General features: G+C 68.7%; 16 protein-coding genes. 8 read left to right on the plus strand and 8 right to left on the minus strand.

Features of this window, described 5'->3' with window-relative positions:
• Positions 1-75: 75 nt before the first annotated feature.
• The 5 genes from Q0833_RS15825 to Q0833_RS15845 all read right to left on the minus strand — a co-directional run bounded on the left by Q0833_RS15825 (position 76) and on the right by Q0833_RS15845 (position 5339).
• On the minus strand, positions 76-777 hold the full coding sequence (locus Q0833_RS15825; protein WP_298437189.1) for a cytochrome b561 domain-containing protein: 702 nt from the start codon (positions 775-777) through the stop codon (positions 76-78).
• 220 nt (positions 778-997) lie between these two features.
• Complete coding sequence (locus tag Q0833_RS15830) at positions 998-1858, minus strand: carbohydrate ABC transporter permease (RefSeq protein ID WP_298437192.1); 861 nt, start codon at positions 1856-1858, stop codon at positions 998-1000.
• Entirely contained in the window at positions 1855-2772 is a 918-nt protein-coding gene (locus Q0833_RS15835) for a carbohydrate ABC transporter permease (RefSeq protein ID WP_298437195.1), read from the minus strand. The genes Q0833_RS15830 and Q0833_RS15835 overlap by 4 nt, the downstream gene beginning before the upstream one ends.
• A gap of 144 nt (positions 2773-2916) precedes the next feature.
• Complete coding sequence (locus Q0833_RS15840) at positions 2917-4248, minus strand: extracellular solute-binding protein (RefSeq protein ID WP_298437198.1); 1332 nt, start codon at positions 4246-4248, stop codon at positions 2917-2919.
• 26 nt (positions 4249-4274) lie between these two features.
• Positions 4275-5339 (minus strand): ABC transporter ATP-binding protein, encoded by a 1065-nt coding sequence (locus tag Q0833_RS15845; protein WP_298437201.1) that lies wholly within the window; start codon positions 5337-5339, stop codon positions 4275-4277.
• Positions 5340-5464: 125 nt separating this feature from the next.
• On the opposite strand from Q0833_RS15845, the gene Q0833_RS15850 reads away from it, so the two are divergent.
• The 8 genes from Q0833_RS15850 (at position 5465) to Q0833_RS15885 (ending at position 11905) form a co-directional block, all read left to right on the plus strand.
• Positions 5465-6484: a LacI family DNA-binding transcriptional regulator gene (locus tag Q0833_RS15850; RefSeq protein WP_298437204.1), complete on the plus strand. Its 1020-nt coding sequence runs from the start codon at positions 5465-5467 to the stop codon at positions 6482-6484.
• A 102-nt stretch (positions 6485-6586) separates the two neighbouring features.
• Complete coding sequence (gene pcaF / locus Q0833_RS15855; protein ID WP_298437207.1) at positions 6587-7789, plus strand: 3-oxoadipyl-CoA thiolase; 1203 nt, start codon at positions 6587-6589, stop codon at positions 7787-7789.
• A 2-nt stretch (positions 7790-7791) separates the two neighbouring features.
• On the plus strand, positions 7792-8769 hold the full coding sequence (gene paaA / locus Q0833_RS15860; protein ID WP_298437210.1) for a 1,2-phenylacetyl-CoA epoxidase subunit PaaA: 978 nt from the start codon (positions 7792-7794) through the stop codon (positions 8767-8769).
• A complete protein-coding gene (locus Q0833_RS15865) occupies positions 8766-9239 on the plus strand; it encodes a DUF3291 domain-containing protein (protein ID WP_298437213.1) in 474 nt (157 codons plus the stop codon). Before paaA ends, Q0833_RS15865 begins: the two co-directional genes overlap by 4 nt.
• Entirely contained in the window at positions 9236-9574 is a 339-nt protein-coding gene (gene paaB / locus Q0833_RS15870; RefSeq protein ID WP_298437216.1) for a 1,2-phenylacetyl-CoA epoxidase subunit PaaB, read from the plus strand. Before Q0833_RS15865 ends, paaB begins: the two co-directional genes overlap by 4 nt.
• On the plus strand, positions 9571-10326 hold the full coding sequence (paaC, locus tag Q0833_RS15875; RefSeq protein WP_298437219.1) for a 1,2-phenylacetyl-CoA epoxidase subunit PaaC: 756 nt from the start codon (positions 9571-9573) through the stop codon (positions 10324-10326). Before paaB ends, paaC begins: the two co-directional genes overlap by 4 nt.
• Before the next feature lie 35 nt (positions 10327-10361).
• Entirely contained in the window at positions 10362-10850 is a 489-nt protein-coding gene (gene paaD, locus Q0833_RS15880) for a 1,2-phenylacetyl-CoA epoxidase subunit PaaD (RefSeq protein ID WP_298438342.1), read from the plus strand.
• Positions 10850-11905 (plus strand): 2Fe-2S iron-sulfur cluster-binding protein, encoded by a 1056-nt coding sequence (locus tag Q0833_RS15885; protein WP_298437222.1) that lies wholly within the window; start codon positions 10850-10852, stop codon positions 11903-11905. Before paaD ends, Q0833_RS15885 begins: the two co-directional genes overlap by 1 nt.
• On the opposite strand, the gene Q0833_RS15890 is transcribed toward Q0833_RS15885, so the two are convergent.
• Genes Q0833_RS15890 through paaI form a run of 3 tightly spaced genes read right to left on the minus strand, consistent with a single transcriptional unit; the run spans position 11902 to position 14188 of the window.
• Positions 11902-12486 carry a TetR/AcrR family transcriptional regulator gene (locus Q0833_RS15890; RefSeq protein ID WP_298437225.1) on the minus strand — a complete coding sequence of 195 codons (585 nt, stop codon included), beginning with the start codon at positions 12484-12486 and terminating at the stop codon, positions 11902-11904. The two genes, Q0833_RS15885 and Q0833_RS15890, sit on opposite strands and share 4 nt — an antisense overlap.
• Positions 12486-13760, minus strand: a complete 1275-nt coding sequence (gene paaK, locus Q0833_RS15895; RefSeq protein WP_298437228.1) for a phenylacetate--CoA ligase PaaK — start codon at positions 13758-13760, stop codon at positions 12486-12488. Before paaK ends, Q0833_RS15890 begins: the two co-directional genes overlap by 1 nt.
• On the minus strand, positions 13757-14188 hold the full coding sequence (gene paaI / locus Q0833_RS15900; RefSeq protein WP_298438345.1) for a hydroxyphenylacetyl-CoA thioesterase PaaI: 432 nt from the start codon (positions 14186-14188) through the stop codon (positions 13757-13759). The genes paaK and paaI overlap by 4 nt, the downstream gene beginning before the upstream one ends.
• Positions 14189-14236 lie beyond the last annotated feature (48 nt).

Below are 14236 nucleotides of genomic sequence, written 5' to 3' on the forward strand. Positions count from 1 at the left end.
CCCGGTTGGTTGCATCCCCTTGGCGGGGCTTGATGGCGCGGATCGGATCATTCTTCGCGATCAGGCGCAAGGCGATCACTCGCCGGCTTCGGGCGGCCTCCGGCGGGCATTGCCCGGATGGATCGCGTCGGGCCCCCAGATCGCGGCATAGGTGTCGATCACCATGCCGCGCTTCTGGAACAGCCAGAACAGCGTGCCCATCAAACCCCACCAGAGCGGCAGGACGATCCACATCCAGTGCGGCGCATTGGTTTGCCAGAGCCCGGTCAGCACCGCCCCCATCGACAGGATCAGCGCGGCATAGCCCGAGACCTTGTGCATCGCTTCGAATGCAAGACGACGTGGCGTCATGTCGTAATGATCGCCCCGCATCGAGCCCCTCGGATCGTCCGGCCCCCCGCGCGAGCCCCGGAACGCCCCGGACGCGCCCTGCATGATCCCGAGCCACAGGACCGCCCAGCCGAGCGACCGGTGCAGCCACGACGTCGCCGTCAGCGAGGACGTCACTTCGGGCCGCGTCAGGATCAGCCACATCCCGACCAGCGTCAGGATCAGAGCGCCGATCTGCGCCGTAAGATGTGCGCGCCACCACGCCCGGTTGTCGACCACCTCGGGGTAGCGCTGCCGGGGAAGGACCTTGAAGAAGCGCGCCGCGATCACGCCCAGGGGCACGAGGATGCCCCAGGCGATCACCATCACGCGCGCATGATACTTGACCGCGACGCTCAGGTCGTGGGCGCGGCTCGCATCGATCGGAGTGAAGAGCCAGTCGATCACGGGGCCGCCCCCGCCGATCCTCCGTCGCGCGTGGCGGTGCCGACGGGCAGCCCGTGAAGGGCGCAGGTCGCGGCCCGCGGTTTCGCCCGCTCGGCGCTCGAACGGCCCGGCGGGAGGCTCGCCGACGGGGCAGGTCTGCGCCTGCCTTCGGCCCGGGGCTCCGCCCGTTCAGCGCTCGAACGGTCCACTGGACCGTTCGCCGGCTGCGCCGGACCGCGCCTCACCCCTTCACCGCCCCGGCGGTCATGCCGGTGATGATCTGGCGCGAGGCGACCAGCGTGAAGATGATGGGCGGCACGGCGAGCAGGGTGCCCGTCGCCATGATGACACCCCAGTCGATGTCGTACTCGGTCAGGCTGTTGACGATGGTCACGGGCACCGTCCGGGTCGAGCGGTCGGCCAGCGCGTTGGCCAGCAGGAACTCGTTCCACGCGATGCGGAAGGTGAAGATCGCCGCCGCCGCCAGCCCCGGCTTGATGAGCGGCAGCACCACGAGGAAGAACGTCCGGAACGGCCCCGCACCGTCCATCCGCGCCGCTTCCTCCAGCTGGATGGGGACCTGCACGATGAAGCTCTGCAGGATCCAGATCACGAAAGGCAGGTTCATCGCCACGTAGATCAGCACGATGCCCGCGATGGTGCCGTCGATGCCGAACTGGAACGTCCAGATGCCGAAGACCGGCACCAAGAGCACCGCCGGCGGCACCATCCGCACCATCAGCGTGGTCAGCGACGTGACCTGCCGCCCCATGAAGCGGAACCGCACCAACGCGTAGGCCGCCATGCAGCCGAGGATCAGCGTCAGCGCCGTCGAGACCAGCGAGATGACCAGCGAATTGCCCAGCGCCCGCCCGAAGGTCCGGTCGCAGCGGCGGATATGTTCGGGCTCGTAGGGCAGCCAGTGGCAGAGCGCCGTCTCGTAATTCTGGATCGTCGGCGTGAAGAGGAACGACGCCGTCGGCGATGTGATCTCGACATTCAGCTTGAACGAATTCGCCACCATCAGGACGATCGGCCCGAGCGCCATGAAGATCAGGGCGATCAGCAGGGCGTAGAAGGCGGGGTTCGGACGGGCGGTCATGTCACCTCGACCTCGCGGGCCTGCGCCAGCCGGGCGGCGCGCGCCTCGGTCAGCTTGGTGTAACCGAACATCACGATCGTCAGGATCAGCAGGAGGATCAGCAGCAGGTTCGACATCGCGGCGGCATAGCCCAGCTCGCGGAACTCCGACGCGGTGCGCGAGATGCGGAGCGCCAGGATCTCGGTCGACAGGCCCGGCCCCCCGTTGGTCATCACGAGTATCACCTCGAGCACCTTGAAGGCATCGATCAGGCGCAGGAGCGCGGTCACGATCAGGACCGGCAGCATCAGGGGCAGCTTGATGTGCCAGATCAGCTGCCAGCCCGACGCGCCGTCGATGCGCGCGGCCTCCATCGCCGATTTGGGCATGGATTGCAGCGCGGCGAGCGACAGGATGAAGATGAAGGGCGTCCACTGCCAGACATCGGCGATGACGATGGACGCGAAGGCCCAGTTGCCATCCGACAGCCAAGGCGCCGAGGACAGGCCCAACCCGTCGAGCCATTTGTTGAAGGTCCCGACGGTGGGGTGGTACATGTAGCGCCAAACGAGGCCGACGACGATGGGCGCGATCATCATCGGCAGGATGAACACCGTCCGCAGGATCGTCATGCCCCGAAGCTCCCGGTCCAGCAGAAGCGCCAGTCCCACCCCCAGCACCATCTCGACCGAGACGACGATGGCGGCGAACTTGATCGTCACCCAGAAGCTCTCGCGGAAGGCCGCGTCGCCCAGCAGGTTGACGTAGTTGCGAAGGCCAACCCACTCGGCCTCGCCGATCCGCTGGGACGGGTTCCAGTCGAGGAACGAGGCGTAGATCATGTAGCCGATCGGATAGAGCAGCGCGATGCCCATCACCGCCACCGCAGGGGCGAGAAAGAGGTAGGGCGTCAGTCTGTTAGCGTTGGCTAGCATGGTCTCGCTGGGCTCCGTCGGGACGCGGACGTCCCCTCATCCTCTGGCCGGAAATACCTCCGCCGGAGGCCGCGTCGGACGGGGGCTCGATGCCCCCGTCCGACGCCATCCGGGCGCGCCGTCACGGACGGCGCGCCACGGCCCTCACTCCTGGTCGGCCCAGGTGTAGTACCCGGCCTCTTCCATGGTGGCGCGGGCACGCTCGGCGACGCCGTCCAGCGCCTCCTGCGGGTCCAGCCCCTCGGTCAGGACCTGGCTCATGGTCGTGCCGATATCGGCATTGATGCCGCCCCAGACGGGGATGATCGGACGCCAGTCGGGATCGGCATACTTGAGCGCCTCGCCGAAGGTCTCCGAATAGGGGAACGCGGCCTGCACCTCGGGATCGGCATAGGTCGAGAAGCGGGACGGGTTGCCGCCCTGCATCGCCACCAGCTTGTCGCCGTGCTTCGACGTCAGCCATTGCAGCAGGAGGAACGCGGCCTCCTTGTTCTGCGCGTTCTTCGGGATGCCGATGCCGAAGCCGCCGGTCTGCGACGCCCGCTGTACGCCCATCGGGTGGAGCGCGTAGCCGACCTTGCCTGCGACTGTGGACTGGCTGGGATCCTCGAACCCGGCCGCGAAGGCGATCGAATCGAGGAACATCGCGGCCTGACCCTGGCGGAAGGCCGCGGCGGCCTCGGAGGGCCCGAATGTGGTGCCGCCCTCGGGTCCGCAATCAACGATGGTCTTCAGCGCGTTGGCTGCGGCGAGCCCCGCCTCGTCATTGATCCGCGGCTCCCAGTTGTCGTCGAACACGCGGCCGCCCAGCGGCGCGAGGTGCAGCAGGAACGCGTGGCTTGCCTGGTGGCCGGAGGCCGCGCGGGACGCCATGCCGCCGACGCCGGGCTCCAGCTCGGGGATCTGGCAGGCCAGTTCGAGCAATTCGTCATAAGTCTCGGGCGCCTCGAGCCCGTGACGCTCGAAGATCTCCGTATTGTAGGCCAGAACGGAGGTCTCGGAGCCGAAGGGCACGCCGAAGGCCGAGCCCAGCTGGCCGGGCAGGTACCCCTTCTCGCCACCAGCGACGCCGATATTCTGGACGTAGCCGTTGATGAGGTCGGCCTGGTCGTAGGTCGGATCCGCCAGCGCGGGGTTCATGAAATAGCGGGCCAGGTTCTCGAGCTGGTCGGCATAGACGTAGTCGCCCTTCGAGAAGACGACATAGGAGATCAGGTCGTAATCGCCCTCGTCCTTGGTCAGCTCCAGCGTCTGGCGCTCGCGCATCTTGAGGTATTGCAGCTGGTCGACCTCGACCTCGATTCCGGTCTCCTCGGTGAACTGGTCCAGCACCTCGATCGCCGCGTCGTAATGCGGATGGGCCGGGAAGTTCACGACCAGCGTCGTGCCTGCATAGGGTTCGTAGGGATTGGCGTTGGCCGCCCCCGCGATGGCGACGGCGATGGCCGTGCCGGTCAGTTTCCACTTCGTGAACATCGATGTTCCTCCCTTGGTGGCGTGGGTCAGATCCTTGCGCCTGATCCCTTGTCGAACAGCATGATTTCGGATGTGCGCACCCCGAAGCGCCGGGACTGGCCGGTCGGGATGCGGTCGGCGCTGGCGATCTCGGCCAGCACCTCGGCGGGGCCGCAGCGGGTCACGAGGACCGATTGCGCCCCGAGATACTCGGACACGATGACGCGCAGCTCGATATCGGCGCCGCCCTCGAGGACGATGGAGGACGGGCGGATGCCGACCTCGACCTCGCGGGTGGCGGCGGCGCGCGCCCGGGCCGCCAGCTCGCCGTCGAGCGGCAGGTCGAAGCCCTCGCCCTTGATCCGGTCGCCGGTGATCTCGCCGGCGAGGAAGTTCATCGAGGGTGAGCCGATGAAGCCGGCCACGAAGCGGTTCACCGGGTTGGCAAACAGCTCCTCGGCGGTGCCCTGCTGCTGGATCTCGCCTGCGTTCATCACGACGATGCGGTCGCCCAGCGTCATCGCCTCGACCTGGTCGTGGGTGACGTAGACCATGTTCTTGTCGATCGTGTCGCGCATCTCGGCCAGTTCGGTCCGCATCTTGGCGCGCAGCTTGGCGTCGAGGTTCGACAAGGGCTCGTCGAAGAGGAACGTGCCTGCGTCGCGCACCAGGGCGCGCCCCATGGCGACACGCTGGCGCTGACCGCCCGAGAGCTCGGCGGGCTTGCGGTCGAGGAGGTGCGCGATGTTCAGCATCTCGGCCACGCGCCCGACCTCGGCATCGATCGTCGCCTTCGGCTGGCGCGCAAGCCGTAGCGCGAATGACATGTTTCGCGCGATGTTCATATGCGGGTAGAGCGCGTAATCCTGGAACACCATCGCGATGTCCCGCTCCTTCGGCTCCAGCGATCCGATGGGACGGTCATCGAAATAGATCTCGCCGCCCGACAGCGTCTCGAGCCCCGCCAGAAGGCGCAGCGTCGTCGACTTGCCGCAGCCCGACGGCCCCACGAGAACGGTGAATTCGCCATCGTCCAGCACGAGATCGAGCGGCGGCAGCACACGGGTGCGCCCGAAGGACTTCTCGACCTGGTCGAACGTGATACGCGGCAACGCGGCCTCCCCTCCGGCTGTGCCCGGCCATCCTTCCCACTGGACGGCCCGCTGGGAAGGTGCCACGTTCCCCATGGACGTTAACGTTAACGTAGCGGGGCGCAAGCGCCTGTCAGGACTGGGAATTGCGCAGGCGAAAGAGCGGGGGCGCCGCCGATATCCGCGCCGTGGCCGAAGCGGCGGGCGTGTCGCTGATGACGGTCAGCCGGGCGATGCGCGGCGTCGACGGCGTATCGGCGACGACGCGCCAGCGGATCGTCCGGCTGGCGCAGGAGATGGGGTACTTCCCGAACTCGGCGGCGCGGGCGCTGGCGGTGACGAATTCCACGCTGGTCGGCATCTCGCTGCCGACGCTTCTGAACGACGTCTTCGCGGACGTCCTCTCGGGAATGCGGCGCACCTTCGAGCGGGCCGGGTATTCCTCGGTGATGGATACCAGCGACTACGATCTCGACCGCGAGATGTCCTGGGCCGAGCGGACGCTGGCCTGGCGCCCCGCCGCATTGATCCTGACGGGGGTGCATCACGCGCCGGCGCTCCGCACCCGCCTTCTTGCGGGCCGCACCCCGGTGCTGGAGATCTGGGACGTGACCGACGATCCGATCGACATCTGCGTCGGCATCGACCACCTGCAGGCGGGGATCACGCTGGCGCGCCACGTCGCCTCGCTCGGCTACCGCAGGCCCGTCTATGTCGGCGCCCCCGAGGGCGTCGATCCCCGTGCCGACCAGCGTTTCGCGGGCATCGTGCAGGCCTTCCGTGATGTCGGGGCGGGCGGGGTCCGGCGGGTCGCCGTGACCGGGGGCAATAGCTTCGTGGCCGGCGCCGAGGGCTTTGCCCGGATCGACCGCAGCGACGCGCCCGACGCGGTGTTCTTCCTGACCGACAACATGGCCTTCGGCGGTCTCATGGCGGCCGAGGCGGCGGGCCTCGACGTGCCGGGCACAATCGGCATCGTCGGGTTCAACGGCCTCGACCTGACGACCGTGATGCCGCGGCCGATCACGACGCTGAAGACGCCCCGCCGCCAGATCGGCGAGATCGGTGCGCAGAACCTTCTGGCGCGGCTGAACGGGCTGGCCCCGGACCCCGTGATGCGCCTCGACTGCGTGCTGCGACCGGGGGCGACGACCCGGACGCAGTAACGTTACATGACCTTCTGAATCTGCGTCAGGGCGTAACATGTTTCTTGCCGCAGGGAGTCCGATGCGATATATCCCGCCTACCGCCAACCCCGAGGAGTTCCGATGGACGCGTTCATCTGCGACGGCATCCGCACCCCGATCGGGCGCTTCGGCGGCGCCCTCGCCGGGATGCGCGCCGACGACCTCGCGGCGCACCCGATCCGCGCGCTGATGGCGCGGCACCCGTCGCTGGACCCGGCGGAGATCGACGAGGTCATTCTCGGCGCGGCGAACCAGGCGGGCGAGGACAATCGCAACGTCGCCCGCATGGCAGCCCTGCTGGCCGGCCTGCCCGATAGCGTGCCCGGCATCACGCTCAACCGGCTCTGCGCCAGCGGGCTCGACGCGGTGGGCTTCGCCGCGCGGGGTATCAAGGCGGGCGATTACGACCTCTGCATCGCGGGCGGGTCCGAAAGCATGACCCGCGCGCCCTTCGTTACCGGCAAGGCCGACGGGGCCTGGTCCCGCAAGGTCGAGACCTACGACACCACCATCGGCTGGCGCTTCCCGAACCCGGCGATGCACAAGGCCCATGGCACGCATTCGATGCCCGAGACGGCCGACAACGTCGCCGCCGAGCACGGGATCAGCCGCGCGGATCAGGACGCCTTCGCCGCCCGCTCGCAGGCCCGCTGGGCCGCCGCCCAGGCCGCCGGGATCTTCGCCGAGGAGATCGCGCCGGTCGTCCTGCCCCAGCGGCGCGGCGATCCGGTCGTCTTCGACACCGACGAGCATCCGCGCCCGGGAACGGATGCCGCGAAGCTCGCCACGCTTCACGGCGTGAACGGCCCCGATCTGAGCGTGACGGCGGGCAACGCCTCGGGCGTCAATGACGGCGCCGCCGCCTTGTTGATCGCGTCGGGCGCGGCGGCAACGGCGCATGGTCTGGCCCCGATGGCGCGCGTCGTGACGATGGCCTCGGCGGGCGTGGCGCCCCGCGTCATGGGGATCGGCCCGGTCCCCGCGACCGAGAAGGCGCTGGCCCGCGCGGGCCTGACGATCCGCGACATGGACGTGATCGAGCTCAACGAAGCCTTCGCCGCGCAGGCGCTGGCCGTGACGCGGGCGCTGGGGCTGGCCGATGACGACGCGCGCGTGAACGCCCATGGCGGCGCCATCGCGTTGGGCCATCCGCTCGGCATGTCGGGCGCGCGCCTTGCACTGACGGCGGCGCGACACCTGCAACGCATCGACGGGCGCTACGCGCTCGTGACGATGTGCGTCGGCGTCGGACAGGGCGCCGCGATGATCTTGGAAAGGACCTGACGATGTATGCCCAGATGGTGACCTCCGAGGCGACGGCCGACGACCCCGAAAAGCTCGCCGCGTTCCAGGCCCGGATCGACGCGAACGAGAAGATCGAACCGAAGGACTGGATGCCCGAGGGCTATCGCAAGACCCTGATCCGGCAGGTCGGCCAGCACGCCCATTCCGAGATCGTGGGCCAGCTTCCCGAGGGCAATTGGATCACCCGCGCGCCGACGCTGGAGCGGAAGGCGATCCTGCTGGCCAAGGTGCAGGACGAGGCGGGGCACGGGCTCTACCTCTACTGCGCCGCCGAGACGCTGGGCGTCAGCCGCGACGAGCTGACCGAGATGCTGCTGGATGGCCGCATGAAGTATTCGTCGATCTTCAACTACCCGACACTCAGCTGGGCCGACATGGGCGCGGTCGGGTGGCTGGTCGACGGGGCGGCGATCATGAACCAGGTGCCGCTGCAGCGGACCAGCTACGGCCCCTATTCCCGCGCCATGATCCGCATCTGCAAGGAGGAGTCCTTCCACCAGCGGCAGGGCTTCGACATCATGGCCAAGATGGCCCGCGGCACCGAGGCGCAGCGCCGGATGGCGCAGGATGCGCTCGACCGCTTCTGGTATCCGGCGTTGATGATGTTCGGGCCGTCCGACAAGGACAGCGTGCACTCCGCGCAATCCATGGCGTGGCGCATCAAGATGAACACCAATGACGAGCTTCGGCAGAAATTCGTCGACCAGACCGTGCCGCAGGCCGAGTGGCTGGGTCTGACGGTGCCCGATCCCGATCTCGCATGGAACGAGCAGACGGGGCACTACGACTTCACCGAGCCCGATTGGTCCGAGTTCTACGACGTCCTGAAAGGCAACGGCCCCTGCAACACCGAACGGCTAGAGGCCCGGAACAAGGCCTGGGACGACGGCGCATGGGTCCGCGAAGGGATGATGGCCCACGCCGAGAAGCGGCGTGCCGCGAAGGTGGCGGCGGAATGAATATCGCGGAACTCAATGTCGGCTATGCCCGCTACGCGCTGGACGACGACCGGATCGCGCCCTTCATGGACAATCTCGACCGGATCAATGCGCTCGCCGAACGCAGCCCCGGCTTCGTCTGGCGCATGCAGTCCGACGGCGGCAACGCGACCGATATCTCGGTGCCGGGTGACCCGGACATGATCTCGAACCTGTCGGTCTGGACCGATGTCGAAAACCTCGGGGCTTACGTCTTCAACACGGTTCACGCCCGGTTCTACGACCGCGGAACCGACTGGTTCGAGACGATGACGAAGCCGCATTTCGTGATGTGGCATGTCCCGGATGGTCACCGCCCCACCTTGGTCGAGGCCATGGACCGGCTGGCCCATCTGCGCGCGCACGGGTCGACGGACCACGCCTTCGGCTGGGACCATGTCGACATGGCCGCCTTCCGGCGCTGCGCCCACGGCGCGGAGGCGGACGCATGAGCAATCACGCGACCCAGCCCTATCCCGGAACCGAGACGCCCGAGGGCCGCGCCCGCCGCGAATGGCCGCTCTGGGAGGTGTTCATCCGGGGTCAGCACGGCATGAGCCACCGGCATGTCGGCTCGCTCCACGCGGCCGATGCCGAGATGGCGATGCACCACGCGCGCGACGTCTACACCCGCCGCCAGGAAGGCGTCAGCATCTGGGTCGTCCCCTCCGCCGAGATCACGGCGTCGAACCCGTCGAAGAAGGGCCCCATGTTCGATCCGGCCGAGGACAAGACCTACCGCCACCCGACCTTCTTCGACATCCCCGACGACGTGGGTGCGATGTGACCGATCCGCATGTCACCTTCCTGTTGCGGATGGGCGACAACGCCCTCGTCCTCGGGCACCGCATCTCGGAATGGTGCGGCACGGCGCCGGCGCTCGAGGAGGATATCGCGCTGGCAAACACCGCGCTCGACCTGATCGGACAAGCGCGGATGTGGCTGGCGCGCGCGGGCGAGGTCGAGGGGGCGGATCGCTCCGAGGACGATCTGGCGATGCTGCGCGACGCCTGGGATTTCCGGAACCTCCTACTCGTCGAACAGCCGAACCGCGATTTCGGCCATACGATCATGCGCTCCTTCCTCTTCGATCACTGGCACCTCGCGCAGCTTCGCGCGCTGGCCGGATCGCGCGATGCGGCCGTGGCCGCCATCGCGGCGAAAGCGGTCAAGGAAGGCGCCTACCACGCCGAGCGGATCGCCGGGCTGGTCGTGGGCCTCGGCGACGGCACCGAGGAGAGCCACGCGCGGATGCAGGCGGCACTCGACCGGCTGTGGCCCTTCGCGGGAGAGATGTTCGCGGATGACGAGGTCGACGCGGCCATGGCGGAGGCCGGGATCGCCCCCCTGCCCTCTTCGCTGCGCGCGGGATGGGACGCGGCGATCGGCGCCGTCCTCGCCGACGCCACCCTGACCCGTCCCGAGGACGGTTTCGCCCATGCCGGCGGGCGAACCGGCGCGCGGCATTCCGAACATCTGGGCCACATGTTGACCCAGATGCAGTGGCTCCAGCGCGCCTATCCGGGGGCCTCGTGGTAACCCCGCGCCCCAGCCCCGCCCCCGTGCCCGGTAGCATGGCCGGGGCGGCGACCGGGCCGGGCAGTCCGACGCCCCGCAGCGATGCCGAACTCTGGGCGCTTCTGACGGGCATCCCGGACCCCGAGATCCCGGTCCTCTCGATCACCGATCTCGGCATCGTCCGCGGCGCCGCGCTCGACGGAGACCACGCGCGCGTCGAGATCACGCCGACCTATTCCGGCTGTCCGGCCACCAGCGCCATCACCCTCGCCATCGACATGGCACTTCGCGGCGCAGGCCTGGAGCCGGACCTGCGGATCCGCCTGGACCCGCCCTGGACGACCGACTGGATGACCGACACCGGACGCGAGAAGCTGCGCCGCTACGGCATCGCCCCCCCCTCGCCCGCGGGCGGCCCCGAGGCCTGTCCGCGCTGCGGCAGCGTCGATGTCACCCGGGTCAGCCAGTTCGGCTCGACCCCTTGCAAGGCGCAATGGCGCTGCGACGCCTGCCTTGAGCCCTTCGACTACTTCAAGTGCATCTGATGGCCCGTTTCCACGACCTCACCGTGACCGATATCCGCAAGACGATCCGCGACGCGGTCGTCGTCACCCTGGACGCGCCCGACGGCTTCGACTGGACCCAGGGCCAGTACCTGACCTTCCGCCGCGACTTCGACGGCACCGAGCTTCGGCGCAGCTATTCGATCTGCGCCGCTCCCGGCGAGCCGTTGCAGGTCGGGATCAAGCGCGTCGAGGGCGGTGCCTTCTCGGGCTGGGCCAATACCGAGCTGGCCGTGGGCGACACGGTGCAGGCGATGCCGCCGATGGGGCGGTTTCACGCGGCCATCGCGCCCGATGCCGAGCGGCATTACCTGCTCTTCGCGGGTGGCTCGGGCATCACGCCGATCCTGTCGATCCTCCGAACTGTGCTGGACCGAGAGCCCGGGTCGCGGGCGACGCTGATCTACGCCAACCGCGCCGTGAACACGATCATGTTCCGCGACGAGCTGGACGACCTGAAGTCGCGCTATCTCGCGCGACTCGCGGTGGTCCACATCCTCGAACAGGACGCGCAGGACATCGACCTCTTCACCGGGCGGGTGGACGGCGAGAAATGCGCCGCGCTCTTCCGGCAGTGGGTGGCCATCGACACCGTCGATCTCGCCTTCATCTGCGGACCCGAACCGATGATGCTGGCCATCGCGGCGGCGCTGAAGGATCACGGCCTGCCCGAGGACGCGATCCGCTTCGAACTCTTCGCCAGCGGTCAGCCGGGGCGCGTGGCCCAGCGCCCGAGGGCCGACGTGGCGGCCAAGCCCACCGAAGTCGCGATCACCCTCGAAGGGGCGACCGAGACGATCAGCATGGACCGCGACCAGACGATCCTCGAAGCCGCGCTCGCCGCGGGGATCGATGCGCCCTTCGCCTGCAAGGCGGGCGTCTGTTCGACCTGCATGTGCCGCGTGACCGAAGGCGAGGTCGAGATGGTGCAGAACCACGCGCTCGAGGATTACGAGGTCGAGGGCGGCTATGTCCTCTCGTGCCAATCCTACCCGCTGAGCGACCGGATCGCGCTGGAATACTACACCGGACACTAGGCCCCGATCGCGCCGACCCCGCCGGTCGCGATGTCGGCCACCGTTCCGGCATAGGCGATCCGGGCCGCGCGGTCGGCGCCCGGCGACCAGAGGTAGAACCAGTTCACCATGCCGAACACGCTCATGGTGGCGTCCCGCAGCGCGCCGCGATCGAGGTGCGGCGCCTGCGCGGCGAGGGCACCTGACAGGCGCGCGACCATCTCGCGCTGATACCCCCGAAGGATCGCGGCCTGCGCAGGCGTCACGAGCGTCATCGCCTCGGTCTGGATGCGGTGCTCGTCGTCTCGCCCCTCATAGGCCAGGAGAAGGTCGGTCAGCAGGGCGCGCAGCGGGTCGGGGCCCGTCAGGTCGACCGCGGCGAAACGGTCGCGCAAGTCCGACAGATGCGCGTCGAGCAGGTCGAACAGAAGCCCGTCCTTGCCCGTGTGGTAGTGATAGAGGTTCGCCTTCGAGATCCCGCATTCGGCGGCGATCCCCGACATAGAGGCACGCGCGAAGCCGTCGCGGGCGAACACGCGGGCGGCGGCCTTCAGGATCGCGCGGCGCTTGTCGTCGTGGTCGCGGGCGACGGCGCGCCCCATCAGGCGCCCCGGTTGTCGACCACGCGCCGCGCCTTGCCCTGGCTGCGTTCGACCCCGCCGGGGTCCGCGACGACCACCGCGCAGGAGATGCCGACCATGTCCTTGATCCCGCGGGTCAGCGCGGCGGCGCAGGTCTCGGCATCGCCACCGGGCGCACATTCGACATGGACGCGCATGGCGTCCATCGCACCCTCGCGCAGAAGCTCGATCTGGAAATAGGGGGCGAGGCCGGGCACCGCGAGCACCCGCTCCTCGATCTGGGTCGGGAAGACGTTGACGCCGCGCAGGATGATCATGTCGTCGCTGCGGCCCGTCACCTTTGCCATCCGCCGGTGGGTGCGCGCCGTGCCGGGCATCAGCGTCGTCAGGTCGCGCGTGCGGTAGCGGATGACGGGCATCCCCTCCTTCGTGAGCGTGGTGAAGACCAGCTCGCCCTCGCTGCCGTCGGGCAGGACCGTGCCGGTCTCGGGGTCGACGATCTCGGGCAGGAAGTGATCCTCCCAGATATGCAGCCCGTCCTTCGTCTCGACGCATTCCTGCGCGACACCGGGCCCCATCACTTCCGACAGGCCGTAGATGTCGACCGCGTCCATGTCGAAGGCGGCCTCGATCTGGGCGCGCATGGCGGGGGTCCAGGGCTCGGCCCCGAAGATGCCGATCTCGATGGGGCAGGCCTTGGGGTCGAGGCCCTGCCGGTGATATTCCTCGAGAAGGTTCAGCATGTAGCTGGGCGTCACCATGATCGCGCGGGGGCGGAAGTCCTCGATCAGCTGGACTTGCCGCGCGCTCTGGCCGCCGGACATGGGAATGACCGTCGCCCCCAGCTTTTCGATCCCGTAATGCGCCCCGAGCCCGCCGGTGAAGAGGCCGTAGCCGTAGGCGTTGTGGACGATGTCGCCCGCGCGCACGCCGGCCGCGCGCAGGCAGCGGGCCACAAGGTCGCCCCACGTCTCGATATCTTGGGCGGTATAGCCGACGACCGTGGGCTTGCCGGTGGTGCCCGATGACGCGTGGATCCGGGCGATGCGTTCGCGCGGCACGGCAAACATGTCGAACGGATAGGCGCGGCGCAGGTCGTCCTTCACGGTGAACGGAAAGCGCGCGAGGTCGGCCAGCGTCGTCAGATCGTCCGGGTGCACCCCCGCCGCGTCGAAGGCCGCGCGATAGTGGGGGACATTGCCGTAGGCATGGACCAGTGTGGCGCGCAGGCGGTCGAGTTGCAGCGCCTCGATCTCGGCACGGGGGGCGGTCTCGATCGGGTCGAGGGGGGTCATGTCGTTTCCTCGAAAAGCTGGCCGGGGATGGCGCGGGACATGCCGCGGAATTCTGCGATCACGTCTCCGTCCGCACGCGTCACGGTCACGTCGTAAAGGCCCGAGCGCCCCTTGAGCGACACCTCGCGCGCGGTCGCGGTCAGCACGTCCGCGGCACGGCCGGGCGCCAGGAAGCTGACCTGTGCCGCCTGTGCGACCGTGGCCTGGTTGCGCGAGTTGCAGGCGAAGGCGAAGGCGCTGTCGGCGAGGCTGAAGATCACCCCTCCATGGCAGGTGCCGTGGCCATTGCAATGATGCGGCGCCACCGTCATGCGCAGGGTCGCGGCGCCTTCGGATACGGCCACGCGCTCCATTCCGAACCAGGCGGAAGCGGCGTCGCCCTGCCACATGGCGTCTGCCGCGCGCGCGGCGCGGTCCTCGGCGGTCATCTCGGGCATGGTCCCTCCCCCATGTCGCGGAGGTTGCACATAACCGAC

It is taken from the genome of uncultured Jannaschia sp., from assembly GCF_947503795.1.
Lineage (GTDB): Bacteria > Pseudomonadota > Alphaproteobacteria > Rhodobacterales > Rhodobacteraceae > Jannaschia.

Coding starts and splice junctions, on each gene's coding strand:
- Q0833_RS15830 (WP_298437192.1), bottom strand. CDS start 1,858: ATGACCGCCCGTCCGAACCCCGCCTTCTACGCCCTGCTGATCGCCCTG.
- Q0833_RS15835 (WP_298437195.1), bottom strand. CDS start 2,772: ATGCTAGCCAACGCTAACAGACTGACGCCCTACCTCTTTCTCGCCCCT.
- Q0833_RS15840 (WP_298437198.1), bottom strand. CDS start 4,248: ATGTTCACGAAGTGGAAACTGACCGGCACGGCCATCGCCGTCGCCATC.
- pcaF (WP_298437207.1), top strand. CDS start 6,587: ATGGACGCGTTCATCTGCGACGGCATCCGCACCCCGATCGGGCGCTTC.
- paaA (WP_298437210.1), top strand. CDS start 7,792: ATGTATGCCCAGATGGTGACCTCCGAGGCGACGGCCGACGACCCCGAA.
- Q0833_RS15865 (WP_298437213.1), top strand. CDS start 8,766: ATGAATATCGCGGAACTCAATGTCGGCTATGCCCGCTACGCGCTGGAC.
- paaB (WP_298437216.1), top strand. CDS start 9,236: ATGAGCAATCACGCGACCCAGCCCTATCCCGGAACCGAGACGCCCGAG.
- paaD (WP_298438342.1), top strand. CDS start 10,362: ATGGCCGGGGCGGCGACCGGGCCGGGCAGTCCGACGCCCCGCAGCGAT.
- Q0833_RS15885 (WP_298437222.1), top strand. CDS start 10,850: ATGGCCCGTTTCCACGACCTCACCGTGACCGATATCCGCAAGACGATC.
- Q0833_RS15890 (WP_298437225.1), bottom strand. CDS start 12,486: ATGGGGCGCGCCGTCGCCCGCGACCACGACGACAAGCGCCGCGCGATC.
- paaK (WP_298437228.1), bottom strand. CDS start 13,760: ATGACCCCCCTCGACCCGATCGAGACCGCCCCCCGTGCCGAGATCGAG.
- paaI (WP_298438345.1), bottom strand. CDS start 14,188: ATGACCGCCGAGGACCGCGCCGCGCGCGCGGCAGACGCCATGTGGCAG.